Raw genomic sequence first — 16,935 nt, forward strand, 5'->3', positions numbered from 1 at the left:
GGGCGTGTTTGATCGCTCCGACCGCGACATGCCCTCCCCCAGCCCCTCCCGCGAGCGGGAGGGGAGTTTTAGTCCACCCGCTCAACCTTCACGCTCTGCGACAAACACTCCGCTTCGCCGAAGATGGTCATGAAGCTGATATCGGTGGCGTCGCGTCCCACCCCGATCCGCACCAGCCCCTCGACCGGGGCCAGGCCGGTGGGATCGATCAGCCGCCATTCGCCATCCAGCCATACCTCCACCACGGCATGGAAATCGGGCGGGTCGAGGCGCCAGGCATAGGCGGCGACCATGCGGGCGGGAACGTCGGCCGCGCGGGCGAAGGCGATCAGCAGGTGCGCGAAATCGCGGCACACCCCGCGATGCGCGACATAGGTGTCGGTGGCGGTGGTGGTCACGCTGCTCGACCCGACGACATAATCGAGATGGCCGCGGATCCATTCCGCCATCGCCTCGATCCGGTCGCCGCCGGCCACCGCATCGAACTCGCGCCGGACGAGCGCGTCGAACCGGTCGGATTCGCAATAGCGGCTGGGGAACAGGAACGGCACCACTTCCGCCGGCAACAGCTTGACGTCGTCGGCGGCCAGGCCATGGAGCGTCGCCCCGGCGCGATCGACCTCCACCGTCGCGGTGTAATGCGCGGTCACCCGCCCCTCCCCCCGCGTCCAGGTGCGCCGCCCCAGCCCGTTATCCGCCGCGATCGGGCGCAACGCCTCAACCCCGCCGATCCGCAACAGGTCGGTGATCAGGCGTTGATCGGGCGTCTGCGCCACTTCCAGCGCGAACAGCAGGTCGGCGGGCGCGGCAAGCCAATAGTCGAGCCGGGCGTCGATGGAGAGGCGCATGGAGTCTTTCTGGGCAGGAGTCGCTTCGTTCCTATCCGATAACCGCCCTGCCCCGCTATGCTCGGGATCAGGCGAAGGAGAGGAGGTGAGCATGCCGTCCCACGACCCGATACCGACCCCGATTCCGGCCCCGATGACCGCCGCCTCGCGGTTCAGTTACCGCTGCACGCGCTGCAACAGCTGCTGCGTCGACAAGCGCATCCAGGTCAATCCGTATGAGATCGCGCGGCTGGCGCGCAATCGCGGCGTCTCCACCGCCGAGGCGCGCGAGACCTTCATCACCGCCGACAGCGCGTTGCGCCAGCAGGAGGACGGGCGCTGCGTCTTCCTGGGCGACCAGGGGTGCTCGGTCCATGCCGACCGGCCGCTGGTCTGCCGCCTGTTTCCGCTGGGCCGCGTGATCGATGCCGCGGGCAAGGTGCATTTCGTGCCCTATCCCGATCCACTGGCCGCGCGCGGCGAGTTCGGAGAGGCGGGCGCGGTCGCCGACTATCTGGAAGCGCAGGGCGCTACCGCGTTCATCGCCGCGGCCGACGCCTATTTCGCCTTTTTCTGCCGCGCCAATGCGCGGATGGGCGCGGACACGCCGATAGTCGCGGATCCCGACCGCGACCTGCTCGACATCGACAGCGAGATCGCCGCGGCGTGCACGGCCAGCGGCGTCGCGGAGCCCGAGGATCTGCTCGAGCGGATGTGGCTGCACATCAGCCTGCTCGACGAAATGCTCGATCGCTAATTAGCTGACCAGCCAGCGCCGCTACCCCAGATAAAACGAAGGCCGCGCGATCCCATCGGACCGCGCGGCCTGCTTGTTCCGGTGGCGGGTCGCCCCGCCGCCGCACCGATTACTCGGCGACGTTGCTGCCGTTGGCAGTGACGTCGCTGACGTTCTCGTCGGTGATGTTGGTGGTGTCGGTCAGGTTCGCGTCGTCGGTCGCGTTGACGACGACGGCGTTGTCGGCGGCCGGCTTGTTGCCGCCGCAAGCAGCGAGGCCGAGCACGGCCGGAGCAATCACCGAAAGAACTACAAGCTTCTTCATGGACAAACCTCCGTAATATCCAGGCCGCGCCCCCGCTCGGCACAGCGCCTCGCGAATTGGTCCTGGGTCAGTCCGGCGGTGCCTATGGCGCAATTCCCATCGGATTGGTAGGGGAAAATGCACCGTTCGTCGCAAGGGAGGGGGGCACGTTGTGGGCGCGGCCTGAGGGTTGGGCGCCTGTCGTGTTCCTTAGGGCGCAGTTAGCGCGCTTTTGGTAGGCTGGTACCGTAGCCCACGGACATCCGCGGCTCGATTATAAATAAACTGTCCGTAATGCGCCCTATTATCGGACCTTCCAGAACTTGGGTCGATCGCTTAAAAGCTGTCGTCGGTTTGAAGAGGCGCGGACGGTCACTGTGGGTCTATGCTGGCGCTATATTGAGATCGGCTATGGTTTCTAGCACAGTGGCAAGCCGGTCAGCGATTTGTGGGTTTTTTTCGTATAGTCTGCGAACGCCGGCATGAAGGCGGGAGCTTGCGACATCCTGCCCTTCGGCAGATGCCGCCAGAGTTTCCAACTCTAGCCCGAGAACCTTGCAAATCTGCACTACGTTGCTGCTGATAGTCCTGAAATCGCCGCGCAGCACGCGGCTGACCTGACTGGCATCGACGTTCGCCACACGTCCGATTTCAGCATTGCGCATGGCGCATTTTCGCCGAGCGTCAGCGATCTTGCGCTTGAGCACGACAAGCTCCTTCTCAGTTGCTTTCATGCAAATCTGCATGTAATAAATCATGCAGATTTGCAATGGAGTTGTGACATGGACGAGATCCGCTTCTATCGGGCAAGCGAGCGGCCATGGGGGTCGTTCAGCAACCTCTTCCGGCGCGATATTGAGTTCGAGGGCGAAGTCTTCCCCACGAGCGAGCATGCCTACCAAGCGGGCAAGGCGCGGAAGTCGGAGGTCAGGAAGTGGCTGATGCAGGCGCCCTCGCCCGCATTACTAGCAATGGCGGCGCACGGCCTTTACTATTGGGACGTCTCGCCTGGCTGGTCGACGCGCAAGTACGACCGCATGCGCGCCGTCCTCCGCGCTAAGTTTGAACAGCACGCCGACCTGCGCGAACTTCTGCTTTCCACCGGGGAGGCTCGTCTCGTCGAGAGCGCCACCGTCGACAACGAGGTCAACCGGCTATGGGGCGAGGTCAACGGCGTCGGCCGCAACATGCTCGGGACGATGCTGATGGAACTTCGGTCCGACCTACGGGCGGAGATGGGACACGAGGTCGAGCTCGTAGCAGCCGAGTGATCGCAATAGGTCGAAAGTTGCCACTTAAAGGTAGGAAAGAACCCGCCGAGCATATTCCGCACCGCGCTCGCGGAATATGCCGCGAGCGCCCGGATACGCGCAATTCTCTGCGGCGAGGCGCTGCCCGGCGATCACGCCGTTGATAAGGCTAGCGAGCGACAGATCGAGCGACGCCGCGGTTCGACGGCTTAGCAACCAGTCAATCAAGCCGACGCTCACCATGTCGCCTGACCCACAAGTGTCGGCGACGCGGTCAGCCATGACCGCGCGGCACCAGCGAACCTCGGGACCCTGACGCATCTCGAGCCCGTCGGCTCCATGGGTCACGATCGAGACTGCGACGGTCGACGAGTCCCTCCCGTCGAGGACGTGGCCGAGGCGTTCCGCAGAATACTTCAGGATTGATGTGACGCGGACAGCGCGTTCGAAAAGTCCCGCATCGCCGACATCGGACGGCTCGAAGTAGACGATGGCGCCTGACGCATGTGCGGTCTCCATCGCATCGACGATGCCCACGGAAACACGATCGGCGTAGAAAACGCTACAGGTGCCGATTGCCGACTGCGCCCGCGCCGCCTCGACCGCGTCGATCGGCTCATACCGCGGGAACTCCTCTTCTGTCTCTAGACATTTGAAGCTGAACCTGTGGTCGCCGGTCGAGGTGTCCAACTCCTGGGCCAGCACGGGCGAACCTCTGTCAGCATGAAGGAAAATGTAGCTGACATCCGCGCCAGCCTCCCTGAATTCCTCGACCAGCCTATGGCCGACCTGGTCGCTTCCCAGCGCTAGGACAGGCGCCACCGCCCGATCGAGCATGGCGAGAGAGACGAGCACGTTGCCACACGATCCGCCTAGCGCTTCCTCCGCGAAGTCGCCATCGGCATACAGCCGATCGAGCACGGTAAAGCCCGTGCCCACCACTTCCGGAGTGTCGCCTCTGATTCGCATGTTCACCTTATGTACTCAAGTCTTGTGCTTGTCGAGGAACGTGAAATCGATCCTCAACTCGCCCACTGCGTCACGTTTTATAGACCTCAACACCTTAACGAGCGCCTCTGGTCCCTGGATGCTCCGTCCGAAGAGCGAATGGCTCCCCCCGTCCCGGCCACACACGGCACCGACGCTAATTCCGCCCGGCCTCGACAGCAGTTCGCAGTCGTTCCCGCCCCGCGCGCCACTGTCGCCCACGGTGATCACCTGCCTGCCTACGCCCGCCAGAGCTTCGATCCTCGAGACGACCGAGATCTTGCTGGCAGACGCGAGCACGACGTCGATGGAATGGCCCGATCGCGTCACGCGCAGCACGCCACCGATCGCCTCGGGCAGCGACGCGATCCGCGCGGCCAGTGCGTCAGGGTCCTCCAGCCCTTCAACCGCAATCGTGATTTGGAGCGGACTGGGCTTCCAACTGTGGCCAGACGGCAGACCGCCTTCCGTCTCGAGCCATCCCGTCACGCTCGCGATGGCAGCGTGATCGGGTGGCGGAGCCTCCGCGATGTTCACCTCGAGGGGCACCACGTGCGCTCCGTTGTAATACCCCATCAGGACTTCCGGGTGCATCGCCGCAGGCAAGACTTTGCGTAGGTCCTCGCCAGCAGAACCCCCGCGGCCTGTGGCCACGCCGATCGCGACACCTTCCGCGTGAAGTCGCACGAGCTCGTTGACCACCTCACTCGTCGGCAATTCGTATCGCCTCTCCGTGTCGACGACCGTGCCGTCGTAGTCGAGTACGATTCCACCGATGGGGACGGCAGCGAGCCCCGCTAGCAGATCCAAATGAACGCGTGTCGGGTCGGTTTCGGCCTGCGCGGGATCGTCGCGGACCGCCGAAGCGTCGCGCTTCTGGCGCACGCAAGGCACCAAACACCTCGCCAGGTCGAGGAGCGAGGGATCGGCGTAGAGTTCGCGCCCAAACTCGCCAATCCCAGGCTTGCCGGGGTCGACGCCTACCGCTGCGCCGATGGCCTCGACGACGCCGAGCGCGTCGATCACGCCAACCGCGTTGCGAAACCGCCCGCAGTCGCCGAGGTCGAGCTCGGTGCTCTGTATCTCATCGGGAATGATCGAGCGGGCGGCGGACCAGACCGGTCGACTGCCGACCCCGATCACCGCGAGGAGTCGGGTCCGCCCGGGGCGGTGATGGAGCCACGCGTGCCGACCGTGAGCCAGGTTACGCAGATCGGTCCGCTGAACCGCGCATAGTGAGGCCTCCCAAAGCGACGTTTCTATCAGCGACGCCACCGTCGCCGCGCGGGGGTCGGCGGCCATCACCAAGGTGTCATCAGGCGAGATGCGGGCAAACGACGCCATATGCCGATCACGGGAGTCGGCGGACGCGGTGTTGGCAACGGCGTCCCGCCAAGCGGAGGCGAGCGCCCGGCCAATCTGATCAGGCGACGCCTGGTCTGCCGCAAGAAGGAGCGCGCCGACCGTAGAGACCAGCGAGTGGGTCGCCAGGAAACCGTCCTTCGGGTCCACCACAGGGACCACATGAACGGTGTCGGCGCCCCCGAGATCGGCCAGGGCCGCGCCGGAGGGATTGCGTGTCATGACCTGGATTCCCGTCGCGCCCCGCGCCTTCGCCGCCAAAACCGTGGCCACCGCATCGGGATTGTCCGCCCCCGCCGACATCACCCAGACAGAAGCACCGTCGAGGTCGCCGTTCGCTAGGACAAGCTCCATGGGGGTCACGACGGCAGTCTGCTCGCCAAATAGGGTCTCGCGGCAGCGGGCTAGATAGTGCGCGGCGATCACGGAACCGCCAGAGGCAACCGCGAACGCCGGACGTCCGCGGGAGGCGACGAGCGCGGCCGCAAGATTCGTCGGATCAAACGCATCGAGCAACGCTACCGTCTCGATCAGCGTGTCCAGCTTCTCGCCGAACCGCGTCATGTGGCGTGAAGCTGCATGACGCGATGGTGCTGAAGGTCATGATTCGAGTCGAGCGCAATCGGACACACAACGTCGCGTCCCTGCATCACTTCGCCGATTCCTCGCCGGAGGCTGTGTAGTCCCCATACGCCGGTCCAGACAGCAGAAGATGGACGATCTGCGGCGGCGTCGTTGGGCCGGACGATGGCGAAAACTCGTAACGTACGGTCTCAAGATACTGAATCGTGAGATCGTGCTCGATGGCCGCCATCAGTGCACCGGCCGCCATCACCTTGCTTCCTATCGGCGAGAGGTAGATCCTAGGCTCGAAGACGTCCCGTACCGTCTCCTCGAACCTGCGCGTCAGGGTCGAGAGCGTACGATAGGTGTCAAGTGGGTTACGCTCTGAAACGTAGACCAGGTCGCGTGGGTCGACGAGCCACTCGTCCACAAGCCGCGACTGATGTTCGGCCAGCAGCGCGTCTGCCCGCCGCGGCTCCTTAGCCGGGAAAGGCACCATAGGGCAGATCTTGTAGCAGTCGCCGACCGAGCTGTTGATTGCGTCCAACGCCGCGCCGCGCCCCTTTGCTAGCTGGGGCACCCACATCCTAGCGACCGGCGCGACACCTTGGAGGTGCGCTAAACCAGAGAAGCCTCTTACCGCCATCGGCATGTCGCCGGGCTCGCTGGATATCTGGTCGTCAAGGTCGGGATCCGACGCGATCATCAGGTGGAACGATCGCTTACCGCTCTTCTCGCAACCGTCGAGAAGGATGCGCGCTGCGGGAAAGCCGACGCCGATCGAGAGAGCGCTCATGTCGAGGATGACGTCGGTCACGCTATCGTCGATCTCGATCTTCGCCAGCTCGGCGACGATGCGCCTTCCGCCCACCGGCGCGCCGTCGTCGCCGAAAATCTCGATCGACAGAACCGAGTTCTGCGGCATGACCTTGCGCAACTCGGCCTCGTTGTAGTCAGCCGCAGCCACGAGGTCGGCGTCCGGTTTGCCGCGCTCCTCGCGGAAGAAGAAGCCGGCGACCCGGTTCCCGAGCGTGTTGGTCAGCAGCTGCGCAATGTGTCGGGAACGGGGATCGAACCCGGCGGCCGCGATGAACAGGCACGAGCGAGACTCGTCGGCGAAGTACTCTGCGACGAACTGCGCCACGCCCTCATCGAAATGGGCGATGCAATTGTCCCAGTGCGGCCGGCTCATGCGCTCATCTCAGCCAAGTCCTGCACCCGGCGCTCGAGGAAGCCGCCGCGCTTGAGCGTTAGACCATTGGCGAGACATACGACCCCGCTCAGCTCGATGAGGCACCACTCCCTGCTGCCTTGGCCATAGCTACGCTGGACGACGATCGCGCCATGCGCAACCGCGAACTTTAAGATGAGTGCCGTCTCGTCGTTCGTCTCGAGGAGCGCGCGCATCTCCTCCTCTGGGATACCGATCGCGTTCGCCCCGGCGTCCAGCCGGGCGTTCGGTGTCAGCGATGCCTCCCGGCAATCGCGGGCCATGGCGTCGACGAGCGCCCTCACCCTGCGCGCGAAGGCAAAGGACCAGCCGTCCATGATCTCCCGCGCCTTGTCGCGCAGCGCCTCTTGCTGGATCGCAGCTGGCAACGCCGCCTGCTGTCCGCGAATAGCTCGCGTTTCCATCCGCGCGACGAGCGTACCGGCGAGTTGGAGAAAGAGTTCTGCGTTCTCATTGCTCGCGTCGCAGACATTCTCGAGACCGTAGTGCAGCGGCCTGCCGAACTCCTCGTGCAGATGGATGCGGGCACCTTCGGCGATGCCTGAACTGGCCTTCAGCGGCATCTTTGGATCGGGATCGAAGACCTCGAAGAGCGACGGCGTCACGTTCTTCACGCGGTTCGCGTAACGGTGGAGGAGAATGCGCGTCATTTCGAGGGCGACCTCGCGCTCCCGGTCCCCACCGGTGCCGTCGGTAATATATTCGTCCACGAGTCCGTCGATCGCCTCACGCCTCGCGGGGGTGATCTCGAGACGCCGCTGGTCACGGTCGACGGCAGCCTTGAGCTCCCGATACTTCGCATCGGTTATCGTAGGAGGCTGCGTCGGAAGCAGCGCCGCGAAGTTCGTGGCATTCCGGTTGCGCAGTGCCTGCACGAGCGGGAGGTAGCGGTTCGCCATGTCCGCGGCCATTGAACGGAACTGCCGCCGCTCAGCCGTGCGGTCCTCTCTGCCCTGCATGAACACGTTGACGAAGTCGCGGTCGGGCTTGAGGTTGTGTGTCTCCAGGTTCTCAGGCGACTGGAGCACCGTCCCCGGACTCAGCGCATCAAGGCGCATCATCATCCAACGCCCGAACTTGATCTCGCGCCGGGCGAGCGCGACGAACATCTGCTCGAACTGCGTGGGGTGGAGCGCGTGGACGTCGTCGAGCATCGCGAGAGGGGTCAGCGTGAGCGGCTTGCCGTTCCAATCGATCTCGATCGCCCGGATCACCTCGAACGGGAGATAGGGCTCGAGCGCCTCCGACGGCAAATCCTCAAGGCGCGGTGCGACGAGACCGGCTCCGATGGAAGAGATAGCACGCTGCACGCGGAGTGCGCGCTCCTGCATCGCGGCTGCCGTGGTTCCCCCATAATCCTCGATACGCGTCTCCGCTCCTCCGCGCGGGATGAACCGGATGCCGTCAAGACTCCGACCCCCGGCAGTCAAATTTCGGATGAGACCAAGGATTGTGCGGGCCTGAAGGAGCCAGAGCACCAGCTTGGTCTTCACGCCCTCGTCGTAGGGCAGCTCCCAGAAGTCGCGATACTCGGACTCCATCGGAACGCGGACGGCAGCGACCGCCGGCAGGCCGTCGCGCAGGAAACCCGCCTGAGCGAGCGCGGAAGCGAGGTCGCGATTGGTCGGGCTGGTCTGGTCGCGCATGATCGCCTCCAAGAGCCGAAACTCGGCGAGCGTCGCCAGCATGGTCTTGCCGCTGCCGGGGGCGCCGACGATCCTGACCGGGAGGTCGAATAGGTCGTCGCGCCTGGGGTGCTTGGCTAGGAAGGTCGTCAACGGCGACGGGCTGACGATCGCCAGGAACGACGCGTCGTCGCGGATGTATTCGGTCGCACGGCGGAGGAACGGATTGGCCATGGAGTCAGCCGTGCCGATCGCGGCGACGGAAAAGGGGCACCATCCGATGACCATGCTTGCCGTCGGTCTCAGCCCACAACAACGGGATGCTGTTGTTCGGCGTGTTGTGCTCAAGCACGATCGGCAGGGCACAATTCGCGTAGCCCAGCTTCATGTCGGTCTGACCGGCCTCGTCGCAATGTTTCTTGAGCCGCTGATACAGCCAGTCGTCGTAATACTTGTCGCAAATCGCGAGCATGTCCTTGTCTCTTACGAGATCGAGCGGAAGCGTCTCCGGTAGTAGGACGCCCTGGGTGATCGATATGTCGCCGAATGAGCGCGACGTCCACTTCAGCTTCGCCGACTCGACCCGTTCGTCCAATGCTTGGCGCGCCTTGTGCGTGGAAAGGTAGTGGTGAATGTGGAGGGCGTATCCTTCCGACAGGGGGAACTTCTCCTTCATTGAACTCCGGGCGTCTTCCACCAGCGAATTGAACTTGGTCAGCTTGCCCTTCCACTTCCCATCCACCTCGCGGACGAAGGTGGTACCGGAGGCCGTAAAGTCGTCGATCAGGTAGACATGCTCGAACCGAGCATTCACATCGCCCTCCGATTCCCTCAACTCCTTTCCGAGATCCTCCCATTTCTCGTTGCCGATGTTCATCATCGGCGCGATCTGCTCTGTCGTGAGCTTGGTCGCGTTGGCGCGGCGAAGGATGTCGATCCGGCTGCCATCGCTCAAGCCGATGAACAGACATCGCCGCAGGATCCGCTTGAAGGCCGCAGCGCCCTCCGCCGACCCCCAGACCTCATGGGGGGCAACACCGGCTGCTTGGGCGGCAAGACGGCGGAGATGAGGCGTCACCGTTTCTGGAACGAAGGCCTCGATCGCCCGCTGCGTCTCGGCGGCCGACACATACACGAGCCGATGCCGCACGAACTCGTATGCCGTCACGCGGTCCTGCTGCTCGAATTGCTTCAGCCAGGTCGCTAAGTTCTCGATGAAGCGGGACCCCGCCCGGAAGTCGGAGTAACCGTCATACTTCACGGAGGACATCAACCGGAGCCAGGCGTATTCCTGCGTCGCAGTGCCGTCGTCGCCCCATCCCATGATATCGGCGATCAGGCGAAGTCCAAGCGTGTTCATCCCCCTCCGTAAACTCGTCGTCGAGCTCCAGTCGCAACGAAGGCCTCAGCTATCGTCGTGAACACAGAAAAAGCAAGTCAGTACAACAGATTTGAATGCAATTTTACTGCGTTCTTGGATCGCTGCTTGCGTCGGCTTTTCTTTACCTCAGCGACTATTGCCACCGGTCCGTAACCGGCCCATTTTCAGCCCCTCTGCGTTCCACATAAGCACTGCCTTTCTTGAGGCGAAGGGCCTAGAACATGCCCAGCGGCAATGGCCTGGCTAGACGTCCGCCTCCACACCGCCGCTTAGTGTTGGCGCATCTATACCCCCGCTTTGACACCCGACATCAAATTGCCAACACGAACGCAGGCTGCGGCCAAAGTGGATTAGCGTGAGACCGCTTTTTGTCGGCGGGCCTCGATATCCACCGAGGTCCCACCATCCCACCCAAGACCCTTTACGCTTCGTTTACCACGCCCGGGGCAAAACACGCTCTGTGCAGGGCGATGTGCGCCCAGGGGACGTTTATGGATTCGCAGCGCGGCTACGAAGAGGACCGATCGGATACCGATCGCGTCGTCGCGGATGATGGGATCGACGACACGGCGGCACCGGAGGCGATCGGCACCGATGAGCGGCGCATGCACGTGCGCGCGTACAACCATTGGGTGTCGTTGCTGCGCGGGCGGGCCTATCCCTCTATCGAGGATCTCGACCCCGCCAATATCGCCGATTTCGGCCCGCATTCGGTGCTGCTCGATTTCACCGCCGGGATCGAGGATCCGGCGATCGCCTTTCTGGGCCGCGCGCTGCGCGACGAAACCGCGCTCGACCAGTCGATCACGCATATCTCTCAAGTGCCCAGCCGCTCGCTGCTGTCGCGGCTGACCGACCATTATCTTCAGATCATCGCCAACCGCGCCCCGATTGGGTTCGAGGCCGAGTTCGTCGGCACGCGCGGGCACAATACGATGTATCGCGGCATCCTGATGCCGTTCTCGTCCAACGACGACACGATCGACTTCATCTATGGCGTGATCAACTGGAAGGAACTGGTCGACGCCGAGACGCAAAAGAAGCTCGACGCCGAGGTCGATAGCGCGCTGCGCGCCGCGCCCAAGCCGCAAGCCGCCGCGCCGGTCTGGGCCGATGGTCCCGCCGCCGACGTGGCCCTGGTGCCCGAACCCGAGGATCTGGCCGGCAAGCTGGAACAGGCGCGCCAGACCGCGCAGGCCGCGACCAATGCCGATACGCGCAGCCGCGCCGCGCTCTATCGCGCTTTGGGCCGTGCGCACGATTTCGGGCTCGCCGCCGAACAGGACAGCGAGACCTATGAACGCCTGCTCGCCGATGCCGGGGTGACGGTGCAGGAGCGCGCGCCGATGACCGCGGTCGCGAAGCTGGTATTCGGCGCCGATTACGACAAGGCGCGGCTGACCGAATTCGCCGCGGTGCTGGCGCATGCCCGCCGCCACGCCATCCCCGCCGGCCAGCTGACGCCGTTGCTGGAAACCGTTGACGGCGGGATCAAGGCCGTGGTCGCGGCCGAACGCGCGGCGCGCAATCCGGAAAAGGACGAGGCGCGCGATCCGCTGGCGGATATCGCCGAACGGCTGGTGCTGGCGAGCATCGAGTTCGCGACCGGGCTGGAGCCTGGGGAGCTGGTCGTGCTGCTCGGGCGGGCGACGGGCGAAGGCACGGTGGATATCGTGGCTTCGGTGGCGAACGACCGGCCGCTCGCGGCTCGGACGCTGAAGGCGGCGAAGTAAACCCAACGCTGGCCACGTCTCCAGCGCGCCTTACACTCCGCCGTCACCCCAGCGAAAGCTGGGGTCTCGTGCAGTATATCGATCGCCTGAGACCCCAGCTTTCGCTGGGGTGACGGCTATTGGCAGGATGACGACGTTTTGCGTGTCAGGTCAGCACCCCGCTAACCCACAAATCAAGTTACACCCGAAACTATCCTTGAGCCCGCCGATCCACGGGGGCATAGGGTGGCGATGGCCAAGACCACGCTGAAATCGCTGTCGGACGCGCTTGCGGACCGGCTGACCAAGGGCGCCTTGCCGGGAGAGCTGCAGGGATTCGGAAAGGCGGAGCGCGCGGAAGCGGCGAACTTCGTCGCCACCGCTGCCTATAGCCGGCCGCCGGGCGGACCGACGATCGTGATCGAGCCGATCGCCGCCAACGATCCGCGCCGCCGCATGCGCGTGGCGATCGTCAATGACGACATGCCGTTCCTGGTCGATTCGGTCGCGGCGACGATCGCGGCGCAGGGAATCGCGGTCGATCGCATCATCCACCCGGTCATCCCGGTCACGCGCGACCCGTCGGGCGGGCTGATGAGCGTGGGCGACGGCAATCCCGAATCGATGATCTATATCGAGATGGAGCGCGCCGACGCGCGCGAGCGCCGCACGTTGGTGACGGCGCTAGAAGACAATCTGAAGGACGTGCGCGCCGCGGTGCATGACTGGATGCCGCTGCAGGACGCGATGGCCGCCGATGCCGCGAGCTTGAGCGATGCCGGGGCCGGCGCGGGCGCGGAATTGCTCAACTGGTTCCTCGACCGCCACTTCACCTTGCTCGGCCACGGCAAGTTCGGCCGCGACGGCGGCGCCCGCGATCCGCTGGGCATCTGCCGCAACAAGAACGAAACGCCGATCCTGGCCGAAGCGTCGCGCGCGCTGGCGATCGAGTGGTTCGAACAGAGCAACGAAGCGCCGCTGCTGCTGAAGTCGAACCGCATTTCGAGCGTGCATCGCCACATCCCGCTCGACCTGGTCGTGGTGCCGATCCGCGACGGCAAGAAAGTCACCGGCCTGTCGATCCATGCCGGCCTGTGGACATCGTCCGCGCTCAATTCGCCGCCGGACGATGTGCCCGGGCTGCGCACGCGCCTGGCCGACCTGCAGAAGAAGTTCGGGTTCGATCCCAAGGGCCATGCCGGCAAGGCGCTGGAACATGCGCTGACCACCCTGCCCCATGATCTGTTGATCGCCTTCACGCCCGAGGCGCTGGAGGAAGTGGCGCTGACCGCGATGAGCCTGGCCGACCGGCCGCGGCCGAAATTGGTGATGTCACGATCGATCCTGGGCCGGCATTTGTTCTGCTTCGTCTGGCTGCCGCGCGACGAATTCACCACCGCGCGCCGCATCGCGATCGGCGATATGCTGGCCGAGGCGGCGGGCGGCGCCCTGCTCAACTGGGCGATCGCGATGGACGATCTGGTCGCGCTGATCCGCTATACGGTCGACGTGCGCGGCGAGGGCCGCATGCCCGACGTGGCGGCGCTGGATACCCGCCTGGCGCGGATGATGCGCGGCTGGGCGCCGGCGGTCGAAGCGGCGCTGGCGGAAAGCGACGCGGCACGATCAACCCGGCTGGCGTTGCGCTGGGCCAATTGTTTCCCGCAAGGCTATCGCACCGTCAACACGGCCGAAGAGGCCGCGCGCGACATCTTCAGCCTGGCGACGCTCGACACCCCCGAACAGCGCGCGGTGCGCCTCTATCGCGACGCGCGCGGCGAAGCGCGGCTGAAACTCTATCGCCTGGGCGGCTCGATCGCGCTGTCGGACGCGGTGCCGGTGCTGGAGAATTTCGGCTTCCGCGTGATCGAGGAAGTGCCGACCGCGCTGACCGACGAGAGCCAGGGCTTCATCCACGAATTCCTGATCGAGGCGGCGGGCGGCGTCGGCAACGTGTTCGACGGCAATACCAGCGTGCTGGAAAATGCGGTCGCCGCGGTGCTGGAAGGCAATGCGGAGAACGATGCGTTCAATCGCCTGATCGTCGACCTCAACATGGCGCCAAGCTCGGCGGTGCTGTTCCGCGCCTGGTTCCGCTATCTGCGCCAGGGCGGATTGACTTATGGCCTGACCACGGTGGTCGACGCGCTGCGCCGCGCGCCGGCGGTCACCGCCGCGCTGATCGAGCGCTTCAACGCCGCGCACGCGCCCGGCGGTAAAAGCGACGCCGGGGTGCTCGCCGCCGACGAGGCGATCAAGGCGGGACTCAACAACGTCTCCGCGATCGACGACGATCGCATCCTGCGCGCGATCCACGGCGTCATCGCCGCGACCTTGCGCACCAACGCCTTCACCCCCGCGGCCGACGAGGCGCTGGCGTTCAAGCTGGACAGCCACAAGGTACCCGGTCTGCCCGCGCCGCTGCCGTGGCGCGAGATCTGGGTGTACAGCCCGCGGGTCGAGGGCATCCATCTGCGCGCCGGCCCGGTCGCGCGTGGCGGCCTGCGCTGGTCCGACCGGCGCGACGACTTCCGCACCGAGATCCTCGGGCTGATGAAGGCGCAGCGCGTCAAGAACGCGGTGATCGTGCCGACCGGCGCCAAGGGCGGCTTCTACCCCAAGCAGCTCCCCAGCCCCGCGGTCGATCGCGACGCCTGGTTCGCCGAAGGGACCGAGAGCTACCGCATCTTCATCCGCACCTTGTTGTCGGTCACCGACAATATCGTCGAGGGCAAGGTCCTCCATCCCAAGGGCGTGACGATCCTGGACGGCGACGATCCCTATTTCGTCGTCGCCGCCGACAAGGGCACGGCGACTTTCTCCGACGTCGCCAATGCGATCGCAATCGAGCGCGGCTTCTGGCTCGGCGACGCCTTCGCCTCGGGCGGCAGCTATGGTTACGACCACAAGGCGATGGCGATCACCGCCAAGGGCGCCTGGGTCTCGGTCCAGCGCCACTTCGCCGAGCGCGGGGTCGACGTGCAGACGCAATCGATCCGCGTGGTCGGTTGCGGCGACATGTCGGGCGACGTGTTCGGCAACGGCATGTTGCTCAGCCAGGCGATCAAATTGGTCGCGGCGTTCGACCATCGCCACATCTTCCTCGACCCCGATCCCGATCCGGCCTCGAGCTGGGCCGAGCGCGAGCGCATGTTCAACCTGCCGCGGTCGAGCTGGGCGGATTATAATCCCAAGCTGATCTCGAAGGGCGGCGGCGTGTTCCCGCGCACCGCCAAGACGATCCCGCTGTCGAAGCAGGTCAAGGCCGCGCTCGACATCTCGGCCGACGAGCTCGAGCCTGCCGCCTTGATCTCGGCGATCCTCAAATCGCCCGCCGACCTGATCTGGTTCGGCGGCATCGGCACCTATGTGAAGGCCGCGAGCGAGAACCATATCGAGGTCGGCGACCCGGCCAATGACCGCTTGCGCGTCAATGCCGAGGATATCCGCGCGACCGCGATCGGCGAAGGCGCCAATCTGGGCGTGACGCAGGCGGGGCGCATCGCCTTCGCGTCGAGGGGCGGCCGGATCAACACCGACTTCATCGACAATTCGGCCGGCGTCGACTGCTCGGATAATGAGGTCAATATCAAGATCGCGCTCAACCGCGAGATGATCGAGGGCCGGCTGGAGTTCGAGGCGCGCAACAAATTGCTCGTCCAGATGACCGACGACGTCGCGCATCTGGTGCTCGAGGACAACCGGCTGCAGACGCTGGCGCTGTCGATCATGGAACAGGATGGCGCCCAGGCACTGCCGAGCTTCGTCCGCCTGATCGAAATTTTCGAGAGCGCCGGCCGGCTCGACCGCGTGGTAGAAGGGCTGGCCGATAACGGCACCCTGCTCCGCCGTGCACCCGAGGGTCGCGGCCTGACGCGGCCCGAACTCGCGGTGCTGCTCGCTACCGCCAAGCTCGCGCTGCAGGACGCGATCGAGCATTCCAATCTGGGCAGCGACGAAGAATTGCTCACCGACCTGCACGCCGCTTTCCCGCCGGCGATGCGCAAGAAGTTCGCCGACGCCATCGACCATCACCGCCTGCGCAGTGAGATCATCGCGACCAAGCTCGCCAATCGCGTCGTCAACCGGCTGGGCGTGCTGCACCCGTTCGAGCTCGCCGAGGAGGAAGGTGCTGCGATGGCCGACATCGCGGCGATGTTCGTCGTGGTCGAGCGGCTCTACGATCTCGACAAATTATGGGCCGAGATCGAGCGGGCGCCGATGCCAGAAACCGGCCGCCTGGCGCTGTTCGACGAAGTCGCGGCCGCGGTGCGCAGCCAGATCGCCGATCTGCTGCGGGTGACCGCGCCCGGCACCACGCCGTCGGCGGTGATCGCGCGCCTGGCCAAGGGCGTTTCGGCGCTCGACCGCAAGACCAAGGAATTGCTGCTCGAGGAAGCGAGCGCGCAATCGGTTCGCATTTCGACCAGCCTCGAAGCGGCGGGTGCGCCTGCCGCGCTGGCGAAAAAGGTCGTCCGGCTGTTCGAGCTCGACGGTGCGGTCGGCCTCGCCGATCTCGGCGCCGAGCTGGGTATGGATGAGACCGTGCTGACCCGCGCCTTCACCCATCTGGGGCAAGCGCTCGGGCTCGACTGGGCGCAGGCGACCGCGGCGCGCATCCTGTCGAGCGATCCGTGGGAACGCCTTCTGATCGCCGGGCTCGCGCGCGACTTCCAGCAGCTTCGCCTCGAATTCCTGGCGCGACATGCCGGCAAGGACCCCGAGGGCGCGGTGGAGATGTGGCTGGGCGCCAATGCCGGCCGCGTCGCGCAGTTCAAGGGCGTCGTTGACCGCGCGCGCACGGCAGCGACGCCGAACGCCGCGATGCTGGCGCAGATCGCGGGGCAGGCGCGAGTGTTGCTGGGGCGGTAGCGCACGCAAAAATCCTCCCCGGCACGGGGAGGGGGACCATTCGCCCAGCGAATGGTGGAGGGGGCCCGCGACTCATTAGCCGCA

12 protein-coding genes are annotated in these 16,935 nt (G+C 65.2%); 4 read left to right on the plus strand and 8 right to left on the minus strand.

From position 1 onward, the window contains the following. Positions 1–68: 68 nt before the first annotated feature. Positions 69–848, minus strand: coding sequence for a transglutaminase-like domain-containing protein (locus SPR01S_RS18415; RefSeq protein WP_066592285.1), 780 nt, complete (start codon positions 846–848; stop codon positions 69–71). 91 nt (positions 849–939) lie between these two features. Here SPR01S_RS18415 and SPR01S_RS18420 point away from each other — a divergent pair, with 91 nt between their 5' ends. After that, positions 940–1,584, plus strand: a complete 645-nt coding sequence (locus tag SPR01S_RS18420; RefSeq protein WP_245662097.1) for a YkgJ family cysteine cluster protein — start codon at positions 940–942, stop codon at positions 1,582–1,584. 109 nt (positions 1,585–1,693) lie between these two features. Here the strand turns inward: SPR01S_RS18420 and SPR01S_RS18425 are convergent, their stop codons facing one another. Beyond that, positions 1,694–1,888 (minus strand): hypothetical protein, encoded by a 195-nt coding sequence (locus tag SPR01S_RS18425; RefSeq protein ID WP_066592290.1) that lies wholly within the window; start codon positions 1,886–1,888, stop codon positions 1,694–1,696. A gap of 362 nt (positions 1,889–2,250) precedes the next feature. Beyond that, complete coding sequence (locus SPR01S_RS18430; protein ID WP_066592293.1) at positions 2,251–2,625, minus strand: transcriptional regulator; 375 nt, start codon at positions 2,623–2,625, stop codon at positions 2,251–2,253. A gap of 24 nt (positions 2,626–2,649) precedes the next feature. Here SPR01S_RS18430 and ybiA point away from each other — a divergent pair, with 24 nt between their 5' ends. After that, positions 2,650–3,138 carry a riboflavin biosynthesis intermediates N-glycosidase gene (ybiA, locus tag SPR01S_RS18435; RefSeq protein ID WP_066592296.1) on the plus strand — a complete coding sequence of 163 codons (489 nt, stop codon included), beginning with the start codon at positions 2,650–2,652 and terminating at the stop codon, positions 3,136–3,138. A gap of 24 nt (positions 3,139–3,162) precedes the next feature. Here ybiA and SPR01S_RS18440 read toward each other — a convergent pair whose 3' ends face one another. The 5 genes from SPR01S_RS18440 to SPR01S_RS18460 all read right to left on the minus strand — a co-directional run bounded on the left by SPR01S_RS18440 (position 3,163) and on the right by SPR01S_RS18460 (position 10,246). After that, positions 3,163–4,086: a PfkB family carbohydrate kinase gene (locus SPR01S_RS18440; RefSeq protein WP_066592298.1), complete on the minus strand. Its 924-nt coding sequence runs from the start codon at positions 4,084–4,086 to the stop codon at positions 3,163–3,165. 15 nt (positions 4,087–4,101) lie between these two features. Further along, on the minus strand, positions 4,102–6,030 hold the full coding sequence (locus SPR01S_RS18445) for a hypothetical protein (protein ID WP_066592300.1): 1,929 nt from the start codon (positions 6,028–6,030) through the stop codon (positions 4,102–4,104). 85 nt (positions 6,031–6,115) lie between these two features. Continuing rightward, entirely contained in the window at positions 6,116–7,222 is a 1,107-nt protein-coding gene (locus SPR01S_RS18450) for a hypothetical protein (protein WP_066592302.1), read from the minus strand. Then, positions 7,219–9,120: a hypothetical protein gene (locus tag SPR01S_RS18455; RefSeq protein ID WP_066592309.1), complete on the minus strand. Its 1,902-nt coding sequence runs from the start codon at positions 9,118–9,120 to the stop codon at positions 7,219–7,221. The genes SPR01S_RS18450 and SPR01S_RS18455 overlap by 4 nt, the downstream gene beginning before the upstream one ends. A 4-nt stretch (positions 9,121–9,124) precedes the next feature. After that, positions 9,125–10,246: a phosphoribosyltransferase-like protein gene (locus SPR01S_RS18460; protein WP_066592304.1), complete on the minus strand. Its 1,122-nt coding sequence runs from the start codon at positions 10,244–10,246 to the stop codon at positions 9,125–9,127. Positions 10,247–10,758: 512 nt separating this feature from the next. On the opposite strand from SPR01S_RS18460, the gene SPR01S_RS18465 reads away from it, so the two are divergent. After that, the gene (locus SPR01S_RS18465) at positions 10,759–12,000 is read left to right on the plus strand and encodes a PAS domain-containing protein (RefSeq protein WP_066592305.1); all 1,242 of its coding nucleotides are present in this window, start codon (positions 10,759–10,761) and stop codon (positions 11,998–12,000) included. Between the two features lie 231 nt (positions 12,001–12,231). After that, positions 12,232–16,851: an NAD-glutamate dehydrogenase gene (locus SPR01S_RS18470; protein ID WP_066592306.1), complete on the plus strand. Its 4,620-nt coding sequence runs from the start codon at positions 12,232–12,234 to the stop codon at positions 16,849–16,851. Positions 16,852–16,935 lie beyond the last annotated feature (84 nt).

This window comes from Sphingomonas pruni NBRC 15498 (assembly GCF_001598455.1).
Taxonomy (GTDB): domain Bacteria; phylum Pseudomonadota; class Alphaproteobacteria; order Sphingomonadales; family Sphingomonadaceae; genus Sphingomonas; species Sphingomonas pruni.

Excerpts from the sequence above, each read along its gene's own strand:
- SPR01S_RS18415 (WP_066592285.1), bottom strand. The coding sequence starts at position 848 with ATGCGCCTCTCCATCGACGCCCGGCTCGACTATTGGCTTGCCGCGCCC.
- SPR01S_RS18420 (WP_245662097.1), top strand. The coding sequence starts at position 940 with ATGCCGTCCCACGACCCGATACCGACCCCGATTCCGGCCCCGATGACC.
- SPR01S_RS18425 (WP_066592290.1), bottom strand. The coding sequence starts at position 1,888 with ATGAAGAAGCTTGTAGTTCTTTCGGTGATTGCTCCGGCCGTGCTCGGC.
- SPR01S_RS18430 (WP_066592293.1), bottom strand. The coding sequence starts at position 2,625 with ATGATTTATTACATGCAGATTTGCATGAAAGCAACTGAGAAGGAGCTT.
- ybiA (WP_066592296.1), top strand. The coding sequence starts at position 2,650 with ATGGACGAGATCCGCTTCTATCGGGCAAGCGAGCGGCCATGGGGGTCG.
- SPR01S_RS18440 (WP_066592298.1), bottom strand. The coding sequence starts at position 4,086 with ATGCGAATCAGAGGCGACACTCCGGAAGTGGTGGGCACGGGCTTTACC.
- SPR01S_RS18445 (WP_066592300.1), bottom strand. The coding sequence starts at position 6,030 with ATGACGCGGTTCGGCGAGAAGCTGGACACGCTGATCGAGACGGTAGCG.
- SPR01S_RS18450 (WP_066592302.1), bottom strand. The coding sequence starts at position 7,222 with ATGAGCCGGCCGCACTGGGACAATTGCATCGCCCATTTCGATGAGGGC.
- SPR01S_RS18455 (WP_066592309.1), bottom strand. The coding sequence starts at position 9,120 with ATGGCCAATCCGTTCCTCCGCCGTGCGACCGAATACATCCGCGACGAC.
- SPR01S_RS18460 (WP_066592304.1), bottom strand. The coding sequence starts at position 10,246 with ATGAACACGCTTGGACTTCGCCTGATCGCCGATATCATGGGATGGGGC.
- SPR01S_RS18465 (WP_066592305.1), top strand. The coding sequence starts at position 10,759 with ATGGATTCGCAGCGCGGCTACGAAGAGGACCGATCGGATACCGATCGC.
- SPR01S_RS18470 (WP_066592306.1), top strand. The coding sequence starts at position 12,232 with ATGGCCAAGACCACGCTGAAATCGCTGTCGGACGCGCTTGCGGACCGG.